Source organism: Streptomyces callyspongiae (assembly GCF_047200695.1).
GTDB lineage: Bacteria > Actinomycetota > Actinomycetes > Streptomycetales > Streptomycetaceae > Streptomyces.
This window is the reverse complement of sequence record NZ_JBJZOM010000030.1, coordinates 1-25,958: the sequence shown is the minus strand read 5'-3', so window position 1 is coordinate 25,958 and position 25,958 is coordinate 1. Positions and strand designations below refer to the sequence as shown.

At 70.2% G+C, this 25,958-nt stretch carries 19 protein-coding genes and 3 pseudogenes; 12 read left to right on the top strand and 10 right to left on the bottom strand.

What is annotated here, in order from left to right:
• Positions 1 to 86: 86 nt before the first annotated feature.
• Positions 87 to 1,243: pseudogene (locus ACL06G_RS21185) on the top strand (IS701 family transposase).
• A gap of 108 nt (positions 1,244 to 1,351) precedes the next feature.
• Here ACL06G_RS21185 and ACL06G_RS21180 read toward each other — a convergent pair.
• Positions 1,352 to 1,846 carry a very short patch repair endonuclease gene (locus tag ACL06G_RS21180; RefSeq protein ID WP_412836512.1) on the bottom strand — a complete coding sequence of 165 codons (495 nt, stop codon included), beginning with the start codon at positions 1,844 to 1,846 and terminating at the stop codon, positions 1,352 to 1,354.
• 90 nt (positions 1,847 to 1,936) lie between these two features.
• Between ACL06G_RS21180 and ACL06G_RS21175 the strand changes: the two genes are divergently transcribed.
• The gene (locus ACL06G_RS21175) at positions 1,937 to 3,196 is read left to right on the top strand and encodes a DNA cytosine methyltransferase (RefSeq protein WP_412836511.1); all 1,260 of its coding nucleotides are present in this window, start codon (positions 1,937 to 1,939) and stop codon (positions 3,194 to 3,196) included.
• Between the two features lie 22 nt (positions 3,197 to 3,218).
• Here the strand turns inward: ACL06G_RS21175 and ACL06G_RS21170 are convergent, their stop codons facing one another.
• The 3 genes from ACL06G_RS21170 to ACL06G_RS21160 form a co-directional block, all read right to left on the bottom strand.
• Entirely contained in the window at positions 3,219 to 4,082 is an 864-nt protein-coding gene (locus ACL06G_RS21170) for an NgoMIV family type II restriction endonuclease (RefSeq protein ID WP_412836510.1), read from the bottom strand.
• Positions 4,083 to 4,301: 219 nt separating this feature from the next.
• Positions 4,302 to 4,814: a HEPN domain-containing protein gene (locus ACL06G_RS21165; RefSeq protein ID WP_412836509.1), complete on the bottom strand. Its 513-nt coding sequence runs from the start codon at positions 4,812 to 4,814 to the stop codon at positions 4,302 to 4,304.
• A 14-nt stretch (positions 4,815 to 4,828) separates the two neighbouring features.
• Positions 4,829 to 6,016, bottom strand: coding sequence for a GmrSD restriction endonuclease domain-containing protein (locus ACL06G_RS21160; protein ID WP_412836508.1), 1,188 nt, complete (start codon positions 6,014 to 6,016; stop codon positions 4,829 to 4,831).
• Positions 6,017 to 6,201: 185 nt separating this feature from the next.
• Here ACL06G_RS21160 and ACL06G_RS21155 point away from each other — a divergent pair.
• Positions 6,202 to 6,393 (top strand): annotated as a pseudogene (locus ACL06G_RS21155) (replication initiator); the annotation flags it as partial.
• A gap of 158 nt (positions 6,394 to 6,551) precedes the next feature.
• Here the strand turns inward: ACL06G_RS21155 and ACL06G_RS21150 are convergent.
• Positions 6,552 to 7,103: pseudogene (locus tag ACL06G_RS21150) on the bottom strand (transposase); the annotation flags it as partial.
• A gap of 292 nt (positions 7,104 to 7,395) precedes the next feature.
• Between ACL06G_RS21150 and ACL06G_RS21145 the strand changes: the two are divergent.
• Positions 7,396 to 8,229, top strand: a complete 834-nt coding sequence (locus tag ACL06G_RS21145; protein ID WP_412786511.1) for an MIP/aquaporin family protein — start codon at positions 7,396 to 7,398, stop codon at positions 8,227 to 8,229.
• Positions 8,230 to 8,478: 249 nt separating this feature from the next.
• On the opposite strand, the gene ACL06G_RS21140 is transcribed toward ACL06G_RS21145, so the two are convergent.
• The 5 genes from ACL06G_RS21140 to ACL06G_RS21120 all read right to left on the bottom strand — a co-directional run bounded on the left by ACL06G_RS21140 (position 8,479) and on the right by ACL06G_RS21120 (position 16,627).
• Positions 8,479 to 8,661 carry a hypothetical protein gene (locus ACL06G_RS21140; RefSeq protein ID WP_412788077.1) on the bottom strand — a complete coding sequence of 61 codons (183 nt, stop codon included), beginning with the start codon at positions 8,659 to 8,661 and terminating at the stop codon, positions 8,479 to 8,481.
• A gap of 73 nt (positions 8,662 to 8,734) precedes the next feature.
• Entirely contained in the window at positions 8,735 to 9,922 is a 1,188-nt protein-coding gene (locus ACL06G_RS21135) for a saccharopine dehydrogenase family protein (protein ID WP_412788076.1), read from the bottom strand.
• 107 nt (positions 9,923 to 10,029) lie between these two features.
• Positions 10,030 to 12,951, bottom strand: a complete 2,922-nt coding sequence (locus ACL06G_RS21130) for a helix-turn-helix transcriptional regulator (RefSeq protein WP_412788075.1) — start codon at positions 12,949 to 12,951, stop codon at positions 10,030 to 10,032.
• Positions 12,952 to 13,111: 160 nt separating this feature from the next.
• Positions 13,112 to 13,327, bottom strand: a complete 216-nt coding sequence (locus ACL06G_RS21125) for a hypothetical protein (RefSeq protein WP_412788074.1) — start codon at positions 13,325 to 13,327, stop codon at positions 13,112 to 13,114.
• A 30-nt stretch (positions 13,328 to 13,357) separates the two neighbouring features.
• Positions 13,358 to 16,627, bottom strand: a complete 3,270-nt coding sequence (locus ACL06G_RS21120) for a type 2 lanthipeptide synthetase LanM family protein (RefSeq protein WP_412836507.1) — start codon at positions 16,625 to 16,627, stop codon at positions 13,358 to 13,360.
• Positions 16,628 to 16,946: 319 nt separating this feature from the next.
• Here ACL06G_RS21120 and ACL06G_RS21115 point away from each other — a divergent pair, with 319 nt between their 5' ends.
• The 8 genes from ACL06G_RS21115 (at position 16,947) to ACL06G_RS21080 (ending at position 25,788) form a co-directional block, all read left to right on the top strand.
• Positions 16,947 to 18,200 carry a helix-turn-helix domain-containing protein gene (locus ACL06G_RS21115; protein ID WP_412836506.1) on the top strand — a complete coding sequence of 418 codons (1,254 nt, stop codon included), beginning with the start codon at positions 16,947 to 16,949 and terminating at the stop codon, positions 18,198 to 18,200.
• Between the two features lie 166 nt (positions 18,201 to 18,366).
• A complete protein-coding gene (locus ACL06G_RS21110) occupies positions 18,367 to 18,843 on the top strand; it encodes a cobalamin B12-binding domain-containing protein (RefSeq protein ID WP_412788071.1) in 477 nt (158 codons plus the stop codon).
• Positions 18,840 to 20,237, top strand: coding sequence for a methylaspartate mutase (locus ACL06G_RS21105; RefSeq protein WP_412788070.1), 1,398 nt, complete (start codon positions 18,840 to 18,842; stop codon positions 20,235 to 20,237). The genes ACL06G_RS21110 and ACL06G_RS21105 overlap by 4 nt, the downstream gene beginning before the upstream one ends.
• A gap of 5 nt (positions 20,238 to 20,242) precedes the next feature.
• On the top strand, positions 20,243 to 21,310 hold the full coding sequence (locus ACL06G_RS21100; RefSeq protein ID WP_412836505.1) for an asparagine synthetase A: 1,068 nt from the start codon (positions 20,243 to 20,245) through the stop codon (positions 21,308 to 21,310).
• A complete protein-coding gene (locus ACL06G_RS21095; RefSeq protein WP_412836504.1) occupies positions 21,307 to 22,635 on the top strand; it encodes a glutamate synthase-related protein in 1,329 nt (442 codons plus the stop codon). Before ACL06G_RS21100 ends, ACL06G_RS21095 begins: the two co-directional genes overlap by 4 nt.
• Positions 22,632 to 23,960, top strand: coding sequence for an MFS transporter (locus tag ACL06G_RS21090; protein WP_412836503.1), 1,329 nt, complete (start codon positions 22,632 to 22,634; stop codon positions 23,958 to 23,960). Before ACL06G_RS21095 ends, ACL06G_RS21090 begins: the two co-directional genes overlap by 4 nt.
• Positions 23,953 to 25,446, top strand: coding sequence for an amidase family protein (locus tag ACL06G_RS21085; RefSeq protein WP_412836502.1), 1,494 nt, complete (start codon positions 23,953 to 23,955; stop codon positions 25,444 to 25,446). The genes ACL06G_RS21090 and ACL06G_RS21085 overlap by 8 nt, the downstream gene beginning before the upstream one ends.
• A gap of 126 nt (positions 25,447 to 25,572) precedes the next feature.
• Positions 25,573 to 25,788 (top strand): MbtH family protein, encoded by a 216-nt coding sequence (locus tag ACL06G_RS21080; RefSeq protein ID WP_412788065.1) that lies wholly within the window; start codon positions 25,573 to 25,575, stop codon positions 25,786 to 25,788.
• Positions 25,789 to 25,958 lie beyond the last annotated feature (170 nt).

The following is a 25,958-nucleotide window of genomic DNA, read 5'->3' as shown; positions in this document are numbered from 1 at the left end:
AGGAGCTCAGCGAGTCTGGACTCGCCCGGCTAGTACTGCAGCCGCAGTTGGTGTGACGTGTTGCTGTCCATGTCGTTGAACTGGGCATGGGTGGGGACGTCACTGTGGAGGATGTGCGGGGTTGGGCTGCGGGGCTGGAGGGGTTGCTGACCCGGACTGGGCGATATTTCCGCAGGTCGGAGCCTCGTGGCCGGGCTGGTGAGTATGTCCGGGGTTGCTGACTCCGTTGGAGCGCAAGAACGGCTGGACGCTGTCCGAGCAGGCCGGCGAAGGCTGCCCGGACGGCATGCAGCGACTGCTGAACCAAGCCCACTGGGACGCCGACGCGGTCCGTGATGAGGTCCGCTCCTTCGTACTGGAGCATCTCGGCGCCGAAGACGGCGTGTTGATCGTCGACGAGACAGGGTTCCTCAAGAAGGGCCGCCGCTCGGCCGGCGTGCAACGGCAGTACACCGGAACCTCAGGAAAGATCGACAACTGCCAGTTGGGCGTCTTCCTGGCCTACGCCTCCACAGCGGGCCGGGCGCTGATCGACCGGGAGTTGTACCTGCCGACCTCCTGGGTCGAGGACGACGGACGGCGGACCGACGCGCGCATCGGTCCCGAGATCGGCTTTGCGACCAAACCCGCTCTGGCCAAGGCGATGCTGGCCCGGACCATCGCGGCCCGGGTACCGTTTGAGTGGGTAACCGGTGATGAGGTCTACGGTGGCAACCCCGCTTTGCGGTCCTGGCCGGCCGACCAGCACATCGCCTCGGTGATGGCCATCGCCTCCAGCCACCGGTGCGGGCCCCGAGGACAGAACGCCCGCACCATCGCCGCGATCCTGCCCGAAGAGGCCCGGGAGATCCGCTCCGCGGGAACGGGAGCCCATGGCCTGCGCGAATACGCCTGGGCGATGGTTCCACTGCCCGATACCGCCGAGCACCGTGACGGGTTCGACGACGCGCTGCTGATCCGCCGCAGCCTGACCGACGACGAGCGTGCCTACTACCTGGTCCACGCGCCCGCCGCCACACCCGTTGCCGCCATCGTCCGCGCGGCCGGAGCCCGCTGGGCCATCGAGGAATGCTTCCAGGCCGCGAAGAACGAAGCGGGCCTTGACCACTACCAGGTCCGCCACTACCCGGCCTGGTACCGGCACATCACCCTCGCCATGACAGCCGCCGCCTACCTGGCCGCCGTCCGTGCCGGCGAGACCAAAAAGGGGGAGGTCAACACGACCGGATCCGACTCACCCTGAACGAAATCCGCCGCCTGATGGGCAAGCTCGCACACACCCTCCGACACGAGGCGGAACACGTCCTGCACTGGTCACGCTGGCGCCGCCGACACCAACACCGAGCTCGACTCAGCCACTACCACCGCCGCGGCCACCGACCCCCACAACTGCGGCTGCAGTACTAGGAGGGCCTGACGAGTCGACAACCGCGATGATCCGTGCCGCGGCCTCGTCGGAAGCCTCGTGTTCCCAGACCCGGACTACGGTCCAGCCCGCAGCCGTCAGGGCCTCGTCGGCGGCTCGGTCTCGGGCCACATTTCGCTCCAACTTTGGGCCCCAGTAGCCCCCGTTCACGCCAGGCTGACGTCCGTGCTCGGGGCAGCAGTGCCAGAAACAACCATCCACGAACACCGCAACGCGGGCCCGTGTGAAAAGAATGTCAGGGCGCGGACGTACCCCACCAAGATCCATACGCACGTCGACGCGGTAGCGCTTGCCTGCTGCGTGCAGCAATGACCGAATTGCCCGTTCTGGCTTGGTGTCCCGTCGTTTGATGGCGGCCATGTTGCGGGAGCGACCTGGACTTGTCGCTGCGGGGGCTGAAGGGTCGCTGCTGTAGGTCATCGCTCACACCGTAGCCAAGTCTGTCAGACTCACAGTGTTTGATGGGCCAAGATGGTAGGCCTGAGCAGTGTGAGACCTGGAGGTAGGAGCGTGGCTGATCTGTCCGTCGTGGAGATCTGTGCCGGCGCAGGTGGCCAGTCGCTGGGTCTCGAGCTGGCGGGCTTCCGCCACGTCTTGGCGGTAGAGCTCGATGAGAACGCAGCGGCCACACTCAGAGAAAACCGTCCAGATTGGGACGTTAGGCTCGGGGACGTGGCTGATGAGAGTGTGTGGGCCCCCAAGGAGCTCCCCCCTGTCGACCTCCTGGCGGGAGGCGTGCCTTGTCCGCCCTTCTCCATTGCCGGGAAGCAGCTCGGCGCCACGGATGAGCGCGACTTGTTCGCCTGGGCAGTCGAGTTGACCGGCAAGATGAAACCCCGTGCCCTGCTCCTCGAGAACGTTCGGGGTCTTTCCATGCCACGCTTTTCGGCGTACCGCCAGCACGTTAAGGACCGACTCAAAGAACTCGGCTACTGGTCCGACTGGAAACTTCTGGAAGCCAGAGATTACGGGGTTCCGCAGCTCCGCCCGCGCTTTGTGCTGGTTGCGATGAGAGACGAGGACGCTCAGTGGTTTGAGTGGCCAGAGAAAACTCCCTATCCCGGTACAGTGGGGACAGCCTTGTATGAAATGATGGCTTCTAAGAATTGGCCGGGAGCCGAGAAATGGGCCGCCGCAGCAAATGACATCGCGCCGACTATCGTAGGTGGCTCCAAGAAGCACGGAGGCGCCGACCTTGGACCGACCCGTGCTAAAAAGGCTTGGAGGGCGCTTGGTGTTGATGCCATGGGCGTTGCCGCCGATCCCCCGGGTCAGTCTGATCCCATTGACTACGTGCCAAAGCTTACAACCGAGATGGTAGCCCGCCTGCAGGGGTGGGGAGATTCACCGGAATATGCATGGACTTTCACTGGACGGAAAACCAGTAGGTATCGGCAAATCGGCAATGCCTTCCCTCCTCCTGTCGCCAGGGCCCTTGGGACGGCCATCGCTAATGCGCTGAACCAAAAGGGCCAGCGTAAGGATTTGTCGGAGGTGGAGAAGGAGGTCAGGCATGACCCCCTCTATGTCGCCTTGAAGCAATCCTCGGTGCCACTCACCGAGAAGGAGCTGATCAAGCTCGCTGGCGAGAAGATGGATTCCCCCACCTTCGAGCGTCGAATGGCAATGCTTGCTCGAGACTTCGTTATCCGAGAAGATGACCAGCTAGTCGGCCGTGCGTACCAGCTCGTGGGCTTCAAAGGCTTTATTGGTCAGGAAGGCCACGAGCGGCACGTACGGTTTGCAGAGCTACGGTCACGAATCAGTTAGCGGTTTACCTTTTCGGAATTGCCTAGATAGCTAGGTCGAGCGGTAGGTCGCTAATATCGCGCAGACGTTTTCCCGCGATCAAGGTGTCAAGCATGCTGATTGCTTCGTCATTTTCCGTTTGATCAACTGCTTGGATTAGTTCCGGTAGTGCGAAGTGATACACCGTGTCGATATCACCAGTACCCAGAGCCAACGATGCAAGCCTGGAGGGCGTAGGCTCACCAGTAACGACAACGACGTGTGGCGTACGGCCCTTTCTGTTTCGGATAACATTCAGGGCTTCGGAGCGAGCATTTTGGGCGCGGTCACTGCGCAGTGTCCACTTGCAAGAGACTATGGCGTGGACTACAGGTCGATCTTGGTTAATTTTCCTTACTACCGCATACCGGCCAGATTCTACGTCTACGAGTTGTCGGTCACGGTTAATGACCTCATCTGGCTCCGGGTGTCGCAATACAAGGATGTCGGGGCTAATCTCATATGAGTTTCCCAGTACGGACGCCAGGGTCGGGTCATCCTGGATAGCGCGCGCCAGGTCGGCCAGATGGGTGTAAGGTTCATACTTTGAGATTTGATATTCAGCTCGCGAACTACCAACGTTCTCGATAGTCCACTGGCCGGGGCGTAGCGACTGGAAGATAGGGAAGCTTTCTTCGAGGAATTCTTCAACGGCACCCTCGAACTGTTTACCGGCTCGTTGACCATCAAGCTTCTTCGCTATTGTCTCGGCACTGAGTACTTCGGCTACATGTCGCGCGATAGAAATACTGGTCCTCTGGCTGCTGTCAGCATTCGAAGCCACATTATCGAGCGACAGCGACAGTGTGTGACTATTGACAAGGTGATTGTGGAAGTGGTCCCTTGCTGCTGTAAGCGCCGCTGTCATGTCGGAAGGAAACCTAACTACTGGAGGCGTCGAAGAGCTTCTATAGACTGCGTAACGGGATAGCGGAAGTAACTGTGGACGACGTCGGGTCTGTGCATTGAGCCCTGCAGCGAATCGACTGATGTTGATCGCGGTAGAATAGGCGGCTCTTGTGTCGCGCCGCTGAGGCTGGGAAACCTTGACCGCTTAATTGGTCAGATGATGATCAGACTTCCTTTTTCAATCTAGCGTCGTGAATGTCAGGCGCAGCAGTTCCGGCAATTGGTTTACAAACTTGTTGCCCAACTGGTAGAGCTCGTAGACCTCAGCAAGGGTCTTCTCCAAAACGAAGCTCGCGTAGTTATTGTGCACCATTTGATTTCGAAGAGAGCCTATCTCCATAAAGGCGCTGATGTGGGCCGTCAAGTTAGCATCTTGAGCACAGTGCCGCTTCATGCCAGACTTGAACTCTTGCCCGAATAACGACCAAAACTTCCCAGCGTTCCTCGTGTCCCAGTCGAACAACGTGTGGTATTGACGTCGAATGGCTTTTTGATCGATTAGCTCGATGAGTTTAAAGTCCGAGGTGTGAGTCGCAACGTGATCTCTCAAGGCACGGGAGACTCTCTCCTCGAATTCGCTCGCTGCTGCGAGAAGGAGCACTTTGGGGAGCGTCGTTTGGAGAGTGGCGTGATGCGATGCCTGCTGCTGCCCCCCTAGATAATCAAGGACGCCCGTGTGATCGTCGTACATTCTGTCTACGGGGTTCATACTTCTCCGCCGATAAGCTTGGCGAGAAGTCGCTTTGTTCTGGCAAGACGGGCAGTGACGTTTGCGGTTTTGGTGGAACCCTCGTGTGTCGTCTTAGCCCACTCGTTATCGCTCCCAATTTCGGTGACCCACTCAGGGCGGAGAGTTGGTAGATTCTGCCCTTCGTCCTGGAGGTGAAGGGCGGTGACGTAGAGCGATTCGAAGAGAAGAGGACTAAAACGCCCCGAACCGGTTTGGTATGAGTCGCGAGTGCAGTTCCGATTGAGGGACATGAACCATGACCACTCATTTTCAGTCTGGCCGATTTTCGCTTCGGGGAAAGTTTTAGAATTCTTACAGAAGCGATTCACGAATCCCGTCATTGAGCCTGCGTAGCCCGCCGTACCTTCGCGCAAAGCCAGGCTCCGCAGGATTACTTCCATATCCTTCATTCGAGAATCAGGATGCGGCGAACCCAGGAGTTCTCGCCATTTCTCCTTCTGGTTGAGCTCAAAGAGACCCTCGAAGAACTTCGAATGGTATAGGCTTGCTCGGATCTCCTGTTGATTCAGGTTTACGCCGCCAGTATTGAGCCGGTTGAACATCTCGAACATCGCCGAATCATCGTCCGCCGGGCTGACTTGCTTGACGATGATATTGCGAATGGTTCGGAGGTCGAATTGACGCTTATATTCTTCTAGTGTCTTGTAGGTGAGTCCACTGAACTTGTTCTTCCTCTGGCCAGGGAGGGTTGGCAGGCTCAATTTGAAGGTCTCGAAGTACTCGTCGTCGGCGAGGATCTCCTCGGAGATCCCTCCTTCAGAGTTGAAGAACTTGCGGAGGATGCTGCGCTTATCCTTTCGCGGAAACCGTCCCTTGGTGAAGAAAAACACTGTCATAAGTCGCTGCTGACCATCGATCACCAAGAAGTCGTTGTTACCCTCCTCGTAGAGAAAGACCTGTGGCACAGGCAGCCCGAGGATCAGAGATTCAATCAGTTTCGATGCGCGCTTGCGGTCCCATACGTAATTACGTTGAAAAGGGGGAATCTTGATTGCCCCCTCTTCGATAAAGCTATTGATTGTGAGCGTGTTGAAGTCGTTGGGCGACGCCACGATCTCGTACTCATCAATCTGACCGTCCGTATCGTCCTCGCTCAACTCGCCGACGTCGACGCTTTTAAGGTCAGACTCTTGCTCGGACACACTTCGCTCCTTAGCTGGGGCTGTAGACCGGTACCTTAACTGCGTCGCGGGCTACCAGTCTTGGGTTCGGGAAGATCGCCGTCGGTGTGGGAGGCGGAGCGGGTTTGGCCGGTGGCCTGCCTGGGCTGGGGTCGTGCATGATCAGGGGGCCGTACGCTGCTTGGCAACTCGGGCAGGCTTTGGACAAGGAGGTCTGCCGGATCTCCTACGGCAAGGTCGCAGAGTTCCAAAAGCGTGGCGCGATCCACTTCCACGCCATCGTCCGCCTGGACGGCCCCGGCGGCTCCGACGACCCTCCGCCTTCCTGGGCTCGTGTCTCTCTGCTGGACGACGCCATCCGCGCCGCCGCCCCACACTCCTACACTAGCCTCGATCTTGCGTGAGGGTCCGTCGGCTGTGCTGACGAGGACTTCTTGTTTTGAAGGCAGTTGTGGGTGGCGGGGCAGGCTGGTGGTCCGGCTGTCGTGCCGGGTGGACGCGGGGTTCCACTGCTCCCAGGGTTCTTTTGCTCGTGCGGACAGGGACTTTGTGCTGGTCAGCCGGGGTTGGAGAGGAGTTCGAGCCGGTCGTGGGCGGTGAGGAGGACGTGGGTCCAGGGCCAGTGGTCGGCGAAGTGCAGGATGCGTTGCCGCCCGCTGTGGACGACGCGGGCGGCTGCGGAGAACAGCCGCAGCCTCAGTTTCTTGATCTCCCAGCGGCGGGTGTCGCCTTACAGGGCGAGCATGGGCATCCAGGCGATCAGGTCGAGCGCGAGCTGGATGATCTCGAGCCAGATCTGGTTCTGCGTGGTGGTGTGGAGGGGGAGGTTGCGCAGGCCGGTGTCGCGGGCGGTGCGGATGCGGTCCTCTGCTTTGGCGCGTCGGCGGTGGCGGAGTTCGAGGTCGGCGAGCTGACCGCCCTTGGTGTTGGTGGCGAAGCAGGTCAGGCGGTTTCCGTCGGCGTCCGTGAACCGCAACTGTGCACCGGGGTGGAGGCGTTTGGCGCGGATGATCAGCCGCATCCCGTCCGGCCGGGTTGTGAGGTCGAGCATGTCGGTGATCTCCGCGAGCCAGGCGCCTTCGCGGACCTGGCCGTCGGCGTTGTAGGCGCGCCCGCGCGGCCGGCACCACGCCCAGCGTGGCCCCGGCTCGGCCCTCTCGCATCCCGTACGCCGTTCCCCGCCGCCCGTGGCGGTGTGCTCCCGCCCCGCGGTGCGTGCGGGTGAGCTGCGGCAACTCCGGGCCCGGCACCTTCTCTCACCCGTCCGGCCGTCCTCGGCAGGACAGCGACGGCCCTCCTTGCGAGATTGATCGTGCGACCTAGGAGGGCCGATGGCTGAGGACACGCAGGCGGGGGTCACCCCGCGCAGACGCGGATACCGGGAGGGGCTCGGCGGCGAGATGCTCGCCGAGTTCCTGGGCACCTTCGTGCTGCTGCTACTGGGCTGCGGCTCCGTGGCCGTGGCGGTGGTGGGTCTCCCCGGTTCAGGACGTCAGGCGGCCGAGTTCGGACCGGCGAACTGGCTGATCATCAGCTGGGGCTGGGGCCTCGCCGTCACGTTCGGCGTGTACGTGGCGGGTGGCATCAGCGGTGCCCACATCAACCCGGCGGTGACGCTGGCGTTCGTGGCACGCCGGACGTTCCCGCTGAAGAAGGTGCCGGCGTACTGGGCCGCGCAGCTCCTGGGCGCCTTCTGCGGTGCCGGAGTGGTGTACGCGAGCTACCGCTGGGCCATCGACGCGATCAACGACAGTGCGGGGTTGACGCGTGAGGAATCGTTGCCCACCTATTCGATCTTCGCGACGTTCCCGGCGGAGTATTTCGGCGACAGTGTCTGGGGACCGCTGCTGGACCAGATCATCGGCACCGGCATCCTGCTGCTGCTCATCTGCGCGCTGATCGACGCCAGGAATTTGGCTCCCGCCGCGAACCTCGGGCCGTTCATCACCGGCCTGATCGTCACCGTGATCGGTCTGACGTTCGGCCCGAATGCCGGATACGCGATCAACCCGGCACGTGACTTCGGGCCGCGGCTGTTCACCTACTTCGAAGGCTGGGGGTCGATCGCCCTTCCGGGCAGTTTCGACTGGTTCAGCAACTACTGGTGGATCCCGATCGTCGGCCCGCTCATCGGCGGCGTCCTGGGCGCCATGGTCTACGACGTGTTCATCTCTCCCGTCGTCAAGGCGCGGGTCGCCGCGGCCGAGTTGCACGAGCCGGGCCGCACTCCGTAGGCCGCGCTGCACCGCCGGGCGGCGCAGGGAGTCGTGTCGTGGGGGGGGGGGGGGGGCCCCCCCGCCGGGGGGGGCCCCCCCCCCCGGCGCCCCCAAACCCCGGGGGGGGCGCGCCCCCCCTGGGGGGGGGCCCGCCCCCCCGCCAGGGGGACCAGACACCGCGGGGCCCGGGGGGGGGGGGGACCCGCGGGGCCACCGCTCAGACTCTGCAGGCGGTTGCGGGTCTTCTGCGGGCCGAGGCACGGGATGTCACTTGCGGAACGCCTCCTTGGCCCGGAGGGCGACGCGGCGAACGTCCGCCGTCGTCGACGACCTGCCGCGTCCGCCGGCGGCGGACGCGCCGTGGCCGCGGGTGCGGACGGTGCGCAGCGTGCTCTCCACGAGGCTCTTCGCCCGGTGTGCCTTGACCGAGAACGTACTCTGCGGCGTCATGGTCGCGCTCCTGTGGATCGTGAGCCGTTTCCTTGACGGTGGAGCGCATGCCCGGGTCACGGAACCATAAACATCAGGCATCGGTATGGGTGACGCGGAAGCGGATCCCGGCACGACGGAGCCGCTCGGTCAGCGCCGCCCCCATCGCGGTGGCTGTGGTGAGCTGCCCGGCGAGCGGCGGGAGTTCGTCGTGGGCGAGGCAGAGCGCGGACTCGGCGAGCATCTTCGAGGTCTCGTCGTATCCGGGGTCGCCCCCGGACACCTCCGTGGCGACGCGTCGGCCGCCGCCCTCGGCGAGGAAACGCACCGAGAAGCTGCTGCGGGCACGGCGTTCGGCGGAGGGGCCTTCGCCTGAACCGAGCCGGGACGTGAGGGCCCTGCGGGCTGCGGGGAGTTGGGCGAGCCCGACGAGGCCGGCCATTCCGGCGACGCCGCCGAGGGCGACGGGCAGGTGCCGGACGGCAGCGGCGTGGCGGTACCGGAAGTCGGGGCCGTAGCGGTCCAGTGCGGCGGCGGACCGGGCGACGATCTGCGGGTCGACGGTGGGGAGCGGCACGCCCCAGGCGCGGAGCAGCGGGACGCGTCGGATGCCGCCGGTGGGGGTGGAGATGCGGCGTCCGGCGGGTCGCGGTTCGGCGCTGCGGCGTTCGCGTGCGGCGTGGAGCATCTGGGGTCCGCGGGCGAAGGCTTCGAGGGCGGAGGCGAGGGTGCCTCCGGAGAAGCGGGCGTCGGCGGTGACGTAGCCGTCGATGTGGAGCGGTACGCCTTCGGGGAGGAGGCCGACGGTGTACTGGACGCCGAGGTCGTGGGGCACCGAGTCGAATCCGCAGGCGTGGACGATGCGGGCTCCGGTGCGCCGTGCGGTGGCGTCGTGGCGGAGGTAGGTGCGGTCGATGAACTCGGGTTCGCCGGTGAGGTCGACGTAGTCGGTTCCGGCTTCGGCACAGGCGGCGACGAGGCCTTCGCCGTGGCGGAGGTAGGGGCCGACGGTGGTGAGGACGACGCGGGCGGAGGCGGCGAGGCGGTGGAGGGAGGGCGGGTCGGCGACGTCGGCGTCGAGGAGGGTGAGGTCGTGCCAGGCGGGGCGTACGGCGGCCAGTTCGTTCCGCAGGCCGGCGAGTTTCTCCCGGTTGCGGCCGGCGAGGGCGACCCGGCTGCCGGCGGGGGCGTGGGCGGCGAGGTAATGGGCGGTGAGGCGGCCGGTGAAGCCGGTTGCTCCGAAGAGCACGAGGTCGTGGGGGCGCGGGGCGGGCTGCGGCACAGCTGCTCCTGGAGTGGGTGGCTGGGTGTCCTCGTGCAGCGTACGACGGGGCTACTGGCCGGTACTCGTGCCGGTGCGCTGCTGCGGAGTGTCGGCGGGCCGGGCTGTCACGCTCCTGAGGCGGTTTCCGCGGCCACCGTGCACAGGGCCTCCCGGTCGCGGGCCGCCGTCTTGGTGATGAGGCTGGCGACGTGCTTCTCCACGGTGCGCGGGGAGATGTAGAGGCGGGTGGCGATGGCCTTGTTGCTGAGGCGCTCAGCGAGCAGCAGGAACACCTCGTACTCGCGCACCGTGACGCCCTGGGCGCGCAGTTCGGCCGGGATGCGGTCGGTGCCGCTGCGGCGCTGGCGGACGGACACGCCGCTTCGGCGCAGCAGGGCCCGGCAGGCACCGGCCGCGGCGGGCAGGTCGGCGTGGTGGAAGTGCTCCTCCGCCTCGCGGAGCCAGGTGGCGGGATCTCCCCAGCCGTCGTCGAGGGCTGCTTCGGCGACGAGGCGGAGGCCCAGGTACCGGGCGAGAGGGAAGGGTTCGGCCAGTCGTCCGCTCTCGGTGACGGCGTCGACGGCTTCCCGGGCGCGGCCGTCGCGGCCGAGGAGGACGGCGCGGGCGAGGGTCAGGAAGTGGCGGTTCCACCGCATGCGGCCGGCCGAGGTGGCGGTCACTTCGTCGAGGCGCTGTGCGTCCACCGTGCCGGACACCGCGTCGAGCAGGAGGCGCAGGCCGTGGCGGCCGCCCAGGTGGAATCTGGTGGGGCTGTCCTTCTCCCGGTCGCGTACCCGGTCGAGTTCTGCCAGGGCGCGGGGCCGGTCCTCCTCCAGCAGCGCGCAGAAGACCCGGGCGAGTCCGATCTGGAGGGGTTCCTCCTGGGAGCCGGGGCCCTCCCAGCGGGCGAACTCGGCCTCTTCCCGTTCCATGGCGGCGCGGTCCCCGCGGTGGGCGGCGACGAGGGACCGCACCATGAGGACGTAGCGCGCCACGGGCGCCAGCCGCAGGCGGGAGGCGGTGTCCAGGCAGGTCTCGGCGTGTGCCGTGGCGGTGTCGAGTCGGCCCTGGAGTGCCTCGTGGAGCAGGGTGATGGCGTCGATGGTGAGGGTGATGACGACGGCTCCGACCCGTGCCGCCTCGGTGCGGGCCGTCTGCAGCAGTGTGGTCTCGCCGTCGGCGAGCCACTGGCTGCCGCCGAGATGCACCATGGCGTAGAGCCGTAACAGGGTCAGGCCGTGCCGTTCGGCGGTGCCGCGGGCCCGCTCGAAGCAGTCGGCGGCTTCTGCGAGGTCGCGTTCGCGGGCGATGACACCGAGGAGTTCCCAGGCCTGGCAGACGACGTGCGGTGACGCCGTGTCGGGTGAGGAGGCGGCCTCGACGGCGGTGCGTGCGAGTTTCTCGGCGTGCTGGATGCGGTCGGCGCCCGGGGAGTCCAGGGCCAGGTAGGCCGCCACGACGTCGACTGCCGCGGTGTGTTCGCTCTCCGGCTCCCCGGCGAGGAGTTGTCGTGCCGCCGCGACCTGGGCGTCGCCGTCGGCGCTGCGGCCGGCGAGGTGGGCGATCCGGGCGAGGCGGGTGTGGAGTTGGGCGAGCCGGGTGGCGGCGACGGACGTGCCGACGGTCTGGTGGAGGGTGTCGGCGAGGTGGAAGGCCCGGTCGAGTTCGCCGGCTTCGGCCAGGGCGGACAGCAGGACCTGCAGGGTGGCGGCGCGTGCTGCGGTGTCGTGGCCGTCGGCGAGGAGGGCGTCGGCGCGTTCCAGCAGGCCGATCGCGGACTGCACCGCTCCGCGCTCCATGGCTCTGCGGCCTGCTTCGGTGAAGAGTTCCGCCGCGGTGGTCGTCTCGCCGGCGTCGGAGCGGAGAGCTGCGACCAGGGCGCACCATTCGCCGGGGAGTTCGGGGTGGAGGGCCTGTGCGGCGTCGGCGGCGCGCCGGCTGAGCGCGGCGCGTTCGAAGTGGGTGAGCTGGGCGAGCAGCGCCTCTGCGGTGAGCGGGTGCCGGAAGGCGTACCAGTCGGGTGCGGGCTCGTCGGGCACGACGAGTTGGGCGGCGACTCCGGCGTGCAGGTGGTTGAGCAGGTTCCGGTCGTCGATCCCGGTGGCGCGTTGGAGCACGGAGAGCGGGAAGCGGCGGCCCAGAACGGCGGCGGCGGAGAGGAGTTCACGCCCCTGGGGGCCGAGCCGGTCGGTGCGGCGGGCGATGCCCTGCACCATGGCGCTGGGGACTTCGGTGCGCAGGGGGCCGATGACGCGCCAGCCGTCGGCGCCGTGGACCAGGGATCCGCCGGTGACGAGCCCGTGCAGCAGTTCCTGGACGAGGAAGGGGTTGCCGGCGCTGTCCTCCCAGAGGCGTTCGACGGCTGCCCGGGGGACGTCCGGGGGCGGCGTTCCCAGGCTGGAGGCGACCGCTTCCACCAGCTGTTCCTCGGTCAGCGGGGCGAGGGTGAGGAGTTCGCCGGAGCGGCGTTGTGACGCGGCGCGGGCGAGGTCGAGCGCGGGGCCGGGTTCGGAGCGGGCGGTCACCAGGACGGTGACGGGAAGGGCGAGCAGGTTGTCGATGAGGTACTCGAGGACGACGAGCGTCTCGGTGTCGGCGTCGTGCAGGTCCTCCAGGACCAGTAGGCAGCCGTTCTCGCGGCCGACGACGGCGAGCAGCCGCAGCACGGCCTCGGCCAGGACGACCAGGGATTCGTCGCCGTGCTCTCCCGTGCTCCAGTCGGGGACGAGTCGTCCCAGGACGGGCCGGTAGGGGCCGAGTCCGGTTTCGTCGACGGGCGGGCCGCTGCGGAACAGCGACATGAGTGCTTCCGTCAGTGGGCGGAAGGGGAGCATCGGCCCGATGGTGCTGCCGCGGCCCGTCATGACGCGCATGCCGGCCTCGACGGCACGTCCGGTGGCCTCCGCGGCCAGCCGGGATTTGCCGATGCCGCCTTCGCCGACGAGGAAGACCGATCCGCCACGGCGGTGGGCGGCCGCCTGCACCAGTGCCTCGAGCCGGGCGAGTTCGCTGTCGCGACCGACTATTCGGGGGACGTGGGGCTGCATGGGGAGAAGGTACCCGTCCTGTGAACGATGTGGTCGGGTCTCGGACGGACTCGATCGTTCCGGGAGGGTGTGAACGCCTGCGGCCCGGCCACCCCGGGCGGGGGTGGCCGGGCCGCGGGGGGGCGGTCCCGTCGCCGACCGGGCCGCTGGGCGCCGGTCGTCAGGAGGGCATGACGGGGACGCTGACGCTGGTGTGGACCTCGTTCAGCACAGACACCATGCCGGTGCCGAGGGTGAGTCCGGCGAGGGCCTGCACGCGGGCGGAGCGGCCGGGCCGTCCTCCGGGGCGGACGGCGCCGGCGGGGCCGGAGTCGAGCGTCGTCGTGTCGTTCTCGCGGGGGGAGACGGCCTGACGGGCGGTGGTCTGCTGCTGCATGGGTTTCTCCTTCTCTGGACGGGTCGGTGCCTAGCTGAGGGGGGTGCCGGCGGTGGCGTGTGCGGGGTGTGCTGCCGGGCGGGCCTCCGCCGGGAGGGGGGAGTCTGCGGGGTGGGGGCAGTCGTGGGTGGCGTGGAGGAGCAGGACGGACGGAACCTGTTGTTCGGCGCCGAACCGGAGCAGGCCGTAGCCGATGCCGGCCAGGCCGCTGAGCAGTCCCGGGGTGTGCATGCCCTCGGGGGTGCCGCAGCGCGGGCCTCCCTGGTCGAGGGAGCCGAGTACGGCGCCGAGGCGGTGCGTGAACAGCCGGTCGGCGTCGGCGTCCCCGCGTTTCCGCAGGGCGTGCAGCGCTTCCAGGACGCCGAGTTCGCCGTGGCACAGGCTCAGGTCCCTGCCGACCGGCTGCTCCGCGAGCCGTCTCAGCCAGTGGGCGGTGCCCGGGGCGGGGGCCGTGCTGTGCACCGGGGCTTCGAGGGCGGAGAGGTGGAGCCCCGCCGTTCCCGAGCACCAGCTGTGGTCGTCCCGGGTGCCGCTTCCCGCGGCATGGGCGCGCCGGGTCGTGTCCCGTGCCGCGGTGGCGTACTGCTCGCGGCCGGGGCCCTGTGCGGCGTAGCGGCCGAGGGCCCAGCCGGCGCCGGCGAGGCCGTCGGCGAAGCCGTGGGCGGAGGTGCGGCACCCGGTGTCGGCCGCCGTGGCTCCGTCGGTGGGCGGTGCGGCGAGGGCGGCCAGCAGCCGGGGCGCCAGGTCGTCGGCGAGAGCGGACGCCTGGGGGAGTCCGGTCTCGCGGTGCACGGCGAGGGCCGCGGCGAGCGCGCCGGCCGTGCCGCCGCACACGCCGGTCTCGCGCGGGTCGCCGCCGTCGAGGTCGTTCCCGGCGGCGGCCAGGGCGGTGAGGGCGTCGGTGAGGCCGGTCCGGGCGGTGTCGCCGAGGAGGGTGCCCAGCCGCGCGAGGCTGTAGCACAGGCCTCCGAGGCCGTGGAACCCGCCGACGCCGACCGCCTGCGCGAGGCGCGGGTCGCGGGCCAGGGCCCGGGCGAGCAGCGGCAGTCCGCGCAGCGCGTCGGTGGCGAGTTCGGTGTACCGGCGGACTCCGGTGAGTTCGCCGAGCTGGGCGAGGAAGAGGGCGGTGCCGGTGTATCCCTCGGCCAGGCCGGCCCCCATGGGCAGAACGCTCCAGTGGACGCCGTCGACGAGTTCCATGCCGAGCCAGTTGGCGCGGTCCCCCCGGTGCACGACGCGGCCGACGATCTCGTCGGCGATGCCGCAGGCGGCAGCCAGCAGTCTTCCTTCGTCGGCGGCCGCTGCGGGCGGTGCGGGTGGTGCGGGGGCCGGGCTGCGGTGCTCCACCGGGCGTCCCCTGTGGACCGCGAGCGATGCCGAGATCAGCCATTCCTGCTGGTGCCTGCCCACCTCGGACATGGCGCGGATCTTGTCCTCGGCGGAGCGCATGCCCGAACGTGCCAGCGCGTCGGTGAGTTGCCGACCGTCGCAGGTCCATACGTGCCGCTGGTCGGGGCGGTGGCGGAAGAGCGGCACGTCGCCCTGCCAGAGGTCGGCGATCTCGGCCTCGACCAGGCGGGTGCGCAGCGGGTCCGCCTCGGACTCCTGGTGGAGGGCGGCCAGTACGGCGTCCCGGTGGAGGGCGTCCTGCAGCAGTTCGGGGTGGGTGGACTCCTCCAGCAGCGTGCCGTACAGCCGGGTGGGGCGGGCGATCAGCCGCACCTGGGCCTCTCCGCAGGCCCGCAACGGGCCGTCCGGGGCCAGTAGTTCGTCGCGGTGTTCGGTGATCGCGTCGTAGCCGGCGCGGAAACCCGAGAGCAGCGCCGCCTCGTAGGCGCCGGGGTCGGCGTCGGCTCCGCCGCAGCGGGGGCGGTTGTCGGCGCCGGAGTACGGCTGGGAGCGACGCACCAGGTGCATGGTGTCCGTGCAGGTGCCGTCCCACGTCACGCTGTCGGTGGGGTAGGCGCCGCCGCCGGAGCCGCCGAGGGCGGAGACGTCGAGCGCTCCGCTCTCGCCGAACATCGGGTGCGGCAGCACGCAGGTGCGGTGCACGGAGGCCGCGAAGGTGGCGGCCGCCGGGTCGGCGCCGGCCGTGGTCGCCGGAGGGACGGAGGGGTGCAGGAGGGTCTCGACGTCGACGAGTACGGGCTGGTCGCCGCAGGCGATGAGGTTCTCGCAGTGCATGTCGACGCCTTCGACGGCGTGCAGCAGTGCGAGGAGCGCTCCCTGCCGCCGGTAGAAGCGGTCGACGTCGGCCGGTTCGGCGCAGGGGAGGTGTTCCACGTGTTCGGCCCACCCGTAGCCCGGCCGGGAGAGGGTGGACAGCGTCCGCAGTTCCAGCCCGGGCACGGCGCGGTTGAGCCAGTCCACCATGCGTGCCAGTGGCTGGTGCTGGGCGGTCGAGCGGGGCTTGTACACAAGCCTGCGGCCGTCCCGGAAGTGCAGTTTCGCAACGGAGCGTCCACCGTCGTGGGTGTCGCCGTGGCCGAAGTCGATGTCCACGAGGGTTCCGGGGTCGCTGCCGCGGAAGAGCATGGTGACGAGGTCCTTGCGGTCGCTGTGGTAGCGCTCCAGCACCTCCGTTGCCGCGCCCGCGGTCTGGAGGCAGAGTTGGCCGAGCAGCCGCGCCAGCACCGGGTGGTCGGTGAAGAGGCGGGTCAGTCCGGCCCGGGTGCCGGTCCGCCGGCAGAAGTCCGCGAAGCGGGCCCGCGGATCGGCGCCGTGCAGGGTTCCCGCCTCCCGTTGCCGGTGCAGTTCCGTCACGAGGGTGCGGGCCGCGGGGTCGGCGAGTCGGCGCCCCAGCCGTTCGGTGACGTGCCCGTGGAGGCGGGCGGCGTCGAGGTGGGCGGGCGCCTCCCCGCCGGATGAGGGTGCCGCGGTCGGGAGGTGGTGGCCGGCGGCGTCCACCAGAGGCGCGAACACCTCCGCGAAGGCGGCCCGCCAATCGGTGTGGGTTGCGGGAACCGGTGGGTGCTGCGGGGCGCGGGAGACGGCCTCTGCCACGAAGCGGGCCCACGGGGGCGTGGTGCTGCGCCGGGCCAGCCGGGCCGGGGGCTCGACCGCCACGGCGGCGAGCACGTCGTCCTCGAGAGCGAGGTCCTCCAGGCGCAGGGCGAGGGCACCGTCCGGGTCGAGCGTCCGGAGGCGGCGGCGCCAGGCGTCACGGTCCGGGGCCGCCGCGGCCGGTGCCGCGGTGGCGGCGCCGGCCGCCAGCCGCTCGCGCAACGTCAGGCCGCGCGCCCACCAGTGGGGGGCGAAGCCGTCGTCCGCGGCGCTGTGGAGAGGTCCCGAGTTCGTCACGTCCCCCACGCTGGCAGGCGCCGGGATCCCGCACATGGGTAACGGGCCCCCATATTCCGGCGGCGGCTTCTCCGGTGGGTGCGCGTGGCGCCCCGGGGCGGTCGTGGTGGGGTCGCCGGAGGGGGGCGGTGCGCACTGCCCCGAGGTGCTGCGGCATGCGCGGCGGCTGCCGCGGAATGTGGGGGTCCGCTCCCCATGCGGCCCGGCCCGGCTCTTCCGAAGATGAATTCCGCCCGGTAGGACGCGTGTTCCCCGCACCGTCCCGTCGACGCCCGGGCCCGGCGCATGCGCCGGTCGCCGCACGCGTGGAGAGGGATTCATGGAGACCGCCATCGCACAGGGACGTGACACGTTCGGCACGGTGCTGCGCACGCATCGTCGGCGGGCAGGTATGACGCAACAACAGGTGGCCGATCTGGCGACGTTGAGTGTGCGCGCCGTCCGCGATCTGGAGAGCGGCCGGGCCAGACGTCCCAGACGGGCGACGGTGCAGCTGCTGAGCGACGTACTGCGGCTCAGCGGGGGAACCCGGACGGCGTTCGAGGCGGCCGCGGATCCGCTGCCGGCAGCGGAGGACGGCGTCGACTGGTTGCTGCCCGTTCCCCGGACCCCGCTGATCGGCCGCGACGGGGAACACCGGGTGCTGAGCGAGCTGCTGACGGTCGAGCGTCAGCGTCAGGTGCGCGTCGCGGGCATCACCGGCATCGGCAAGACCCGGCTGACGCTCGAGGTCGCGCACACGTTGCGCCACCGGGAGGGCTGGCCGGTGCTGTGGTGCGACACGAGCCGCTCGTTCGTCGACACCTCGCTGGTGGACGCGGCGGAGTGCGCACTGTCCGAACTCGTGGGCGAGGACGCGCTGCTGGTGCTGGACGGCGCGCACGGACCCGCCGTGGACGAAGCCGCCGCCCGCCTGCTGGGCCGCTTCCCCCGCCTCAGCATCGTCACCACCGAGGCCGCGCCGAGCCGGGAGGACGACGCCCAGGTGATGCCGGTCGGTCCGCTCGCCGTACCCTCCGGCGAGCGCGCCGACGGGGCGATGGACTGCCCCTCGGTCCGTCTCTTCCACTCCCACCTGCGACGTTTCCGTCCGCACCAGGCGCTCGGCGGCCCCGCGTCCGCGGCGGTCGTCTCGCTCTGCCGGCTGCTGGACGGCATACCCGGCCAGCTCGTCGACGCCGCGGCCTGGTGCCTGCTGCACTCCCCCGAGGAGCTGCTGCGCGCCATGGCCGAGGACACCCAACGCTTCGCCCTCCCACCGACGGCTCCGGCGGGCGGCCCCGATCCGCTGGAAGGGCTGCTCGGCGCGGTGGGACCCCGCGAGCGGGACCTGCTCACCCATCTGGCGCGCCTCCCCGGAGCGTGGACCGTCGACGAGGCCGTGATGCTGTCCGGCGGATCCACCCGAGGCACCGTCGGGCTGCTCCACGCACTGCTGATGCGGGGACTGGTGCGGACCGCGGACGAAGAGGGCGCGGCGCGGTTCCGCGTCCTGAACATGCTGCGTCCGATGCTCGCCGCGGAGCGCTCCGGCGGCGACCGCGCGGCAGCCGCGGAGGCATTCTGCCGGTGACCTGCCGGTCGGACTTCCGATCGCGCCGCCGCCCGGTTCCTACGGTGAATTCACCCACGGAGCACGGCGGTTCCGCAGCGGCACGACCTGATCGTCCGTGGCGTCCGCGGCATGCGCGGAACCGCGTCCGAGCACCGAGACACCGACGCAGGGAATGAGGCCCGCCATGGAAGTCGCCACCAGAGAACCCTCCGGAACCCTGGACGTGGGTCTGGACGTGGTGGTGTCCGGCGTCGCGTCCGACGCCCACACGTGGAACCTCGTCTTCCTCCAGCTGGTGCTCGAGGAGCTCGGGCACCGGGTGACCAACCTGGGGGCGTGCGTGCCGGACGAGACGCTGCTCGCCGAGTGCCGGCGGTTGCGCCCGGCCCTGCTGGTGCTCAGCAGTGTCAACGGGCACGGCACCACCGACGGATGCCGCGTCGCCCGGCTGCTGCGGGACGACCCGGCCTGCGCCGGCCTGCCCATGGTCATCGGCGGCAAGCTCGGTATCGGCGGCGCCGACGGGAGCAGCGCGGCCCCGCTGCTCGACGCCGGGTTCGACGCGGTGTTCGAGGACGGAGTGGGACTGTCCTCGTTCCGGTCCTTCGTACGATCCGTGGAGTCCGGACGTGCGGCGGTACCGGCGGGCGTGGCCCGGTGAGCGCCCGGCCGTCCTCCGACGGGACGCCGCAGCCGGCCGTACATCCCGCCGCCGGCCCGTCCGCAGCCCTTCCCACCGCGACGGACGGCTCGTTCGGCGGGTTCGTGGCGGCCGCACGACGAGCCGGCCGGCTCGTCGTCCAGCCCCGCATGGGCATGGGTTCCCCGACCGCGATGCGGGCCGGGCTGCGTGCCACCCGCGACGCGCGGGCCCTGACCGTGGGCACCGTCACGCTGGACAGCTACACCCGCGTCGGGGACCTCGCCGCCGCCCGCGGGGCACTGGCCGACGGCGCGGGACTCAACGGCTACCCGCTGGTGACGCACGCCCCCGCGGTGACGCGCGGCGTGCTGGAGGGGCTCGAGGGGCCGATGTTCCCCGTCCAGGTGCGGCACGGGTCGGCCTGCCCGCAGGACATCGTGCGGTCCCTCGTCGGCGCGGGGCTCCACGCGACCGAAGGCGGCCCCGTCTCCTACTGCCTCCCCTACAGCCGTACACCGCTGCGCGAGGCAGTCGGCAACTGGCTGCAGGCCTGCGATCTGCTGCTGGAGGCCCGCGACCGGGGGACGGAGCCCCACGTGGAGACCTTCGGCGGCTGCATGATGGGCCAACTCTGTCCGCCCGGACTGCTGGTGGCCCTCAGCGTCCTCGAAGGACTGTTCTTCGCGCAGCGCGGCCTGCGCAGCGTCTCGCTCAGCTACGCGCAGCAGACCCATCCGGAGCAGGACGAGGAGGCGCTGCACGCGCTGGACCGGCTCGCCGCCGAGCTCCTGCCGGACATCGACCGGCACATCGTCGTCTACACCTACATGGGCGTCTTCCCCCGCACTCCCCGGGGCGCGCGCCGCCTGCTGGAGGACTCCGCGCGACTCGCCGTGCGGACCGGCGCGGCGCGGCTCATCGTGAAGACGACGGCGGAGGCCCACCGCATCCCTACGGTGGAGGAGAACGTCGCGGCGCTGGAGATCGCCGCACGTGCGGCGGACGAGGAGCGCACACAGCCTCGGCCGCCCGCCACGGCGCTCGGGACCGGAGTCCACGAGGAGGCGGCGGCACTCGTCGGCGCTGTCCTCGACCTCTCCCCCGACCTGGCCGTCGCCCTCCCCCGCGCGTTCGAGCGCGGCTATCTCGACGTGCCCTACTGCCTGCATCCCGACAACTCCCAGCGCACCCGCAGCTACATCGACCCCGACGGGCGGCTCCGCTGGGCGGACATCGGCGTCATGCCCCTGCGCGGACTGGTGGAGGTCGCGGATTCGCCCCGCATGACCTCGTCCGGGCTGCTGGGCGCACTGGCGCACGTCGAAGGGCGGTACGACCGCCCGCGCATCTCCCCGAAAGCCACCGCGCCGGCGCTGCTCCGGCACGGCACCCCACCCCACGAAGGACGGTGAACGTCTTGCTCCGCTCTCCCGAGATCCTGACCGACCCCGGTACCGCGGCCTCCGCGCTGCTCCACGGAACGGCCCAGGCAGCGCCGGCGGAGGCACCGCGGCTCCCGCAGGAGCCGCCGGTCCACCTCACCGATCCGGTCACCCGCACCGTGATCCGGATCCAGGGCACCATGCTGGCCACCGCCAGGGCCCATCTGCTCGGCGCCGGTTACACGGAGCTGCTTCCTCCCGTCATCGGCCCGGTCACCGACCCGGGCGTGCGCGGCTCCAAGCAGGTCGACGTCGACTACTACGGCCACCGCTACAAGTTGATGAGCAGCGCCATCCTGTACAAGCAGGCCTCGCTGCTCGCCTTCGACAAAATCTTCTGCATCGCGCCCTGCGTGCGGCTGGAGCCGCTGGAGACCAGCAACACCAGTCGCCACCTCGCCGAGTTCCACCAGATCGACGTGGAACTCGCGGGCGCCGGCCGGGAGGACGCCATGCGGGTGGGCGAAGACCTGGTGCGCGCCGTGGTGCGCGGCGTGGTGGAGGCGCACTCCGGGGATCTGGAACGCCTCGGCCGCGACGTGTCGGCCCTTCTCCCGCTGCTCGACGGGATGTTCGGCTCGATGACCCATGCGGAGGCGGTGTCGGAATTGCGGGCGCTGGGCCACGACCAGTCCGCCGACGCGGAGATCGACTGGGAGGGCGAGGCCCTGCTGTCCCGGCAGAACGAGCAGCCGTTCTTCGTCACCGACTACCCGAAGGGCTCCCGCGGCTTCTACGACCGGGAGAGCCGCACCGTGCCGGGCGCGCTGCGCAACTTCGACATTCTCGCGCCCGAGGGCTACGGCGAACTGTGCAGCGGCAGCGAACGGGAGCACGAATACAGCCGCATCGTGACGCGCATGCGCGAGACGGGCGAGAACCCGGCGAAGTACGAGTGGTACCTGCGCATGGCGCGCGAGGGCATCCCCGCGAGCGCCGGCTTCGGCATCGGGCTGGAGCGCTTCACCCGCTACCTCGCGGGGCTGGACTCCGTGTGGCAGGCGAGCGCGTTCCCCAAGGTTCCCGGCGAGGTGACACCGTGAACGGCTCCTTCCCCGCCCCGGCATCCGCGGGCCCCGTCGCGGACGGCTTTCCCGCGGAGGCCGTCCGCGACCGCGCCCGCCGCGGCACGGCAGCCGTGTTCCCCGGCGTCGATTCCTACGGCTCGACACTCTTCGGTGCGGACCCCGGGCCCTCCCCGGCGCACAGCGACGCGCTCGACGCATTCCGCCTGGTGCCACCGGTGTTCATGCCGCAGCGCCTGGAGAAGCTCATCGACCTGGCGCGGGAACCCCTCCACCACGACGTCGACCTGGCCACCTCGATCGGCGGGTTCGCCTCGACGGCCCCGCTGTACCTCTCCGCTTTCGGCTCGACGCGTATCGCGGGCGGCGATCTGGGACTGGCGGCGAGCCGCCAGGCGGGCCGGCTGGGCATCCCGATGGTCATCGGCGAGAACATCGTGCCGGTGGACGGCTACGGCCGCGACGGGGCGGAGGACGCCTCGCCGGAGCGGGCGCTCCTCGCCCGGCTGCGCGGCTATCTGGGCGAAGTGGCCGACGGGGCGGGCGGTGTGGTGGTGCAGCAGAGCACCGAGGACGCCGACGCCGAGGTCTGGAACCTGGTCCACAGCGATCCGGCGGCCGGGCCGCTGCTGGACAGCGGCCGCCTGGCCTTCGAACTGAAGGTGGGCCAGGGCGCCAAGCCGGGCCTCGGAGGCATGACGGTGCTGCCGCGGGCGCAGGCGGAGCGGGTGTCCGAGCAGTACGCCGTGGACACCTCGCTGGACGCCGGCGGCGAGCGGATGCTGCGCTGCAGCAGCCCCGGGACGTTCACGGAGGAGATCCTGCGCCAGCAGATCCGCCTGATGCGGAACAACTTCCCGCGGGTGAAGGTGTGGGTGAAGCTGCCACCGGGGCGGGACGTCGGCGAAGCGGCGCGGGTGGCGTGGGAGGGCGGCGCGGACGCCGTCACGGTCGACGGCGCCGAGGGCGGCAGCGGCTGGGCCCCCACCGCGTTCCTCCACCACGTCGGGCTGCCCCTCGGGGAGTGTCTGCAGCGCGTCGGCCCGCAGCCGCAGCACGACCTGCTGGCCTCCGGACGCATGTGGGAAGGGGCGCGGGCGGTCAAGGCCCTCGCGCTCGGTGCCCGTGCGGCCGGGCTGGGCAGGGCCGCGCTGCTCGCTGTCGCCGAGGACCCCGAGCACGGCCTGGTGCGCCTCGTGGAGGCGCTGGCGCTCGAACTGCGCCTGCTCATCAGCTCCGTGGGCAAGTACCGGGCCTGTGACCTGTCTCCGGACGACCTGTGGCGCCCCGGTCACGGCCGGGCCGCGCAGGAAGCCGCACCGCTCACGGGGCGGGCCACGTGACGCGCGCCGCGACGGAACACGGGAAGGCCCCCGCCGCGGAGGGCGGGGGCCGCCTGTTCGGGGCCCGCTACCTGAGTTTCGTCTCCGCGATGGGGCTCTCGTCCCTGGGGGACGCGGCCTGGTACGTGACGCTCGCCTGGACCCTTACCCGCACCACCAGCCCCGGGACCGCCGGGGCGGTGCTCGCGCTGGCCGCCCTGCCGCGCCTGATCACGCTGCTGGGCGGCGGAGCGGTCGCCGACTCCGCCGGTCCGCGCCGCGTGATGGTCCTCACGGACCTGGCGCGGGCCGCGGTGATGATGGTGGCCGCGGTAGTCGTCGCCGTCACGGGGCCCGACCTGGTCGTACTCGTGGCCGCGGCGGGGATGCTCGCGCTGTGCAGCGCGTTCTTCGTCCCGGCCTCCGGTGCGTTCCGGGCGCGGCTGCTGCCGCAGGAGCATCTGGTGCGGGGCAACGCCCTCTACCTCAGCGGCTTGCGGGGCGGCCAGGCCCTGGGCGGGCCGGTGGGCGGCGGGCTGATGCTGCTGGGCGGCGTCCCGCTGGTCGCGCTCGTGAACGCCGCGACGTTCGGCCTGGCCGCGTTCGCGGTGCGGAAGGCGCGCGGGCTGGGCGGCAGCCGCGAGGAGGCCGAGGCCGCCCGGCGGGACGCCGAGAAGTCCGAGGAGCCCGAGGAGTCGGGCACGTCCCGGACGGCAGGGGAACGGGCGGGCTCCGCACGGCCGTTCCTGCAGCAGATCGCCGAGGGTCTGCGGACCGTGGCGAGCCGGCCGCACCTCCGTTCGCTGCTCCTGGTCGTGGGCCTCATCGAACTCGGCGCCTCCGGACCGGTCAACGTCGGTGTCGTCCTGGTGGCGGAGGCGGCCGGATCCGCGGTCGACGGCGCCGGGCTGCTGCTCACGTTCTTCACGATCGGCGCAGCGGCCGGGTTCCTGCTGACACTCGTCTGGCCCGCACGGCGCCACGCGGGGCGGGTGGTGCTGCTGGGAAGCCTGACCCAGGCCGGCTGCCTCGCGGGGCTCGCCGCGACCTCGTCCCTGTACTGGGCGCTTCTCCCCTACTGCCTCATGGGCCTGGTGTCCGGGGTCGGAGGGATCGTCCTGGTGTCGCTGGTGCAGCGGTGGTCCCCCGAGGCCACGCGGGGACGGGTGATGTCGGTGCAGGCCCTGCTGATCTTCGGCGCCACACCGCTGGGCAATCTGCTGATCGGTGCTCTGGTCCAGGGCTTCGGGATACCGGTGGCTCTGCTCACGCACGCGGCGCTCGCCGCCTGCGCGGCCCTGACGGTCCTCACCGTGCGGACACTGCGGGAGGCACGCCTTGACTGAGCACCGCACCTCCGCACCGGAACGGGAGCGCGCCCCGGATCCCGCCCGGAGCGCGGGCACGGCGCCGCCCGAGACCCGTTCGGTCGCGGAACTGTCCGCCCTGCTGCGCACGGGGCAGCTGCGCAGCACCGAACTCGTCGCCCGGTGCCGAGCCCGGATCGCTGCCGTCGACCACCGCCTGAACGCCGTGCTGGCCCTCGACGACACCGCCGAGGAACAGGCCCGCCGATCGGACGCCCGCCACGCGGCGGGCCGGCCGCTCGGGCCGCTCGACGGCATCCCCGTGCTGCTGAAGGACACCATCGGCACCGCCGGGCTGGCCACCACCGCAGGATCGCGGCTGCTGGGGCACGTGCCCCCGCCGCAGGACGCCGAGCTGGTGGCACGGCTGCGGCGAGCGGGAGCCGTGGTCCTCGGGAAGACCAACCTGTCGGAGTGGGCCAACTTCCGCTCGACCAGCGGGAGTGAGGGATGGTCGGCCGTGGGCGGGCAGACCCGGAACCCGCACGCGCCGGACCGCAGCCCGTGGGGGTCGTCGGCGGGCTCCGCCGCCGCCATCGCTGCGGGGATGGCGCCACTCGCCTTCGGCACCGAGACCGACGGGTCGCTGGTGTGCCCGGCGGGTGCGTGCGGCGTCGCCGCGATCAAACCGGAACCGGGCGCGCTGCCGCTGGACGGGATCGTGCCGGTATCGACCGTGCAGGACGCGGTGGGGCCGATGGCGGCCCGGCTCGCCGACGCCGTCACCGGCCTCGCCGCGCTGGGCGGTCTCGGCCCGGCCGCGGCGGCCGCGCCGCGCCCCGCCCCGCTCCGCGGTCTCCGACTGGGGCGCTGGCGGGTGCGGCGCATGGCCGCGGAGGCCGAGGCCGTGCTCGACCGTGCCGAGGAACGGCTCGTCGCGGAGGGGGCCGCCGTGGTCCCGGTGCCGGTGGACATGCCGGTGGAAATGCTCGTGGAGGGACTTCGCGCGCTGTACGCCGAGTTCAGGCCCAGCATCGAGGCGTACCTCGCCACCCGCCCCGGCGCGCCCCGGACACTGGAGGACCTGATCGCCGGCAACCGGGCCGACCCGGCCGAGACCGCCCTGTTCGGCCAGGACCTGTTCGAGCAGACGGCACGGGTCACCGACGAGGAGCGGGAGGCCGCGCCGGAACAGCGGCGCAGGGCCCGCGGGCTGGCGCGCCACCTGCTCGACGAGGCACTGCGGGAGCACGGCGTGGACGCCCTGTTCGCGGCGACCAACGGGCCCGCCTGGCCGATCGATCACAGCGCCGGCGACCCGCGGGTGAAGACGAGTTGCACCCCGGCGGCCCTTGCCGGGTACCCGAACGTCTCGGTTCCCGTGGGGTTCTCCGGCGGGCTGCCGATCGGCATGTCCGTCTTCGGGCCGGCGACCACCGCGCGCCTGCTGCCGGTGGCGCTCGCGGTCGAGTCGTGCTGCGGCGACCGGCGATGGCCCGTGCAGGGGCCGACGGGTCAGGAATGACGTCCGAGGGGCAGCCGAGGGCCGGCCGAACTGCCGGTCGGCTGCCGCTCGGGCTGCCCTTTCCGACGCTTTCCGCTTCGTAGGCTCTTTTCCGTCCGCTTTCCTTCGCAGACCGGGAGTCCTTCGATGACGAATCCCTTCGAGAACGACGACGCGCAGTACCTCGTCCTCACCAACGACGAGAACCAGCATTCGCTCTGGCCGGCCGAGATCGAGGTTCCCGCGGGCTGGCAGACCAGGCTCGGACCGGACACCCGGACCGCGTGTCTGGAATACATCGACGAGAACTGGCGCGACATGCGCCCGGCGTCACTGATCGCCGCCCACGCGGAACACGACTGACCTCTTTCCGCTTCCGGCAGAAACGGCGCTCCCACCCTTCCCTTTCCTCAGTCGCTCATGTCATGGAGATGGTGACCGTGTCCCAGTCATCGGTCGAGAACGTTCCGCAGGTGATTCCGTCCGGCACCACCGGACCGTGTGTGCACGAGGTGTTCGCCGCAGCCGCCGCG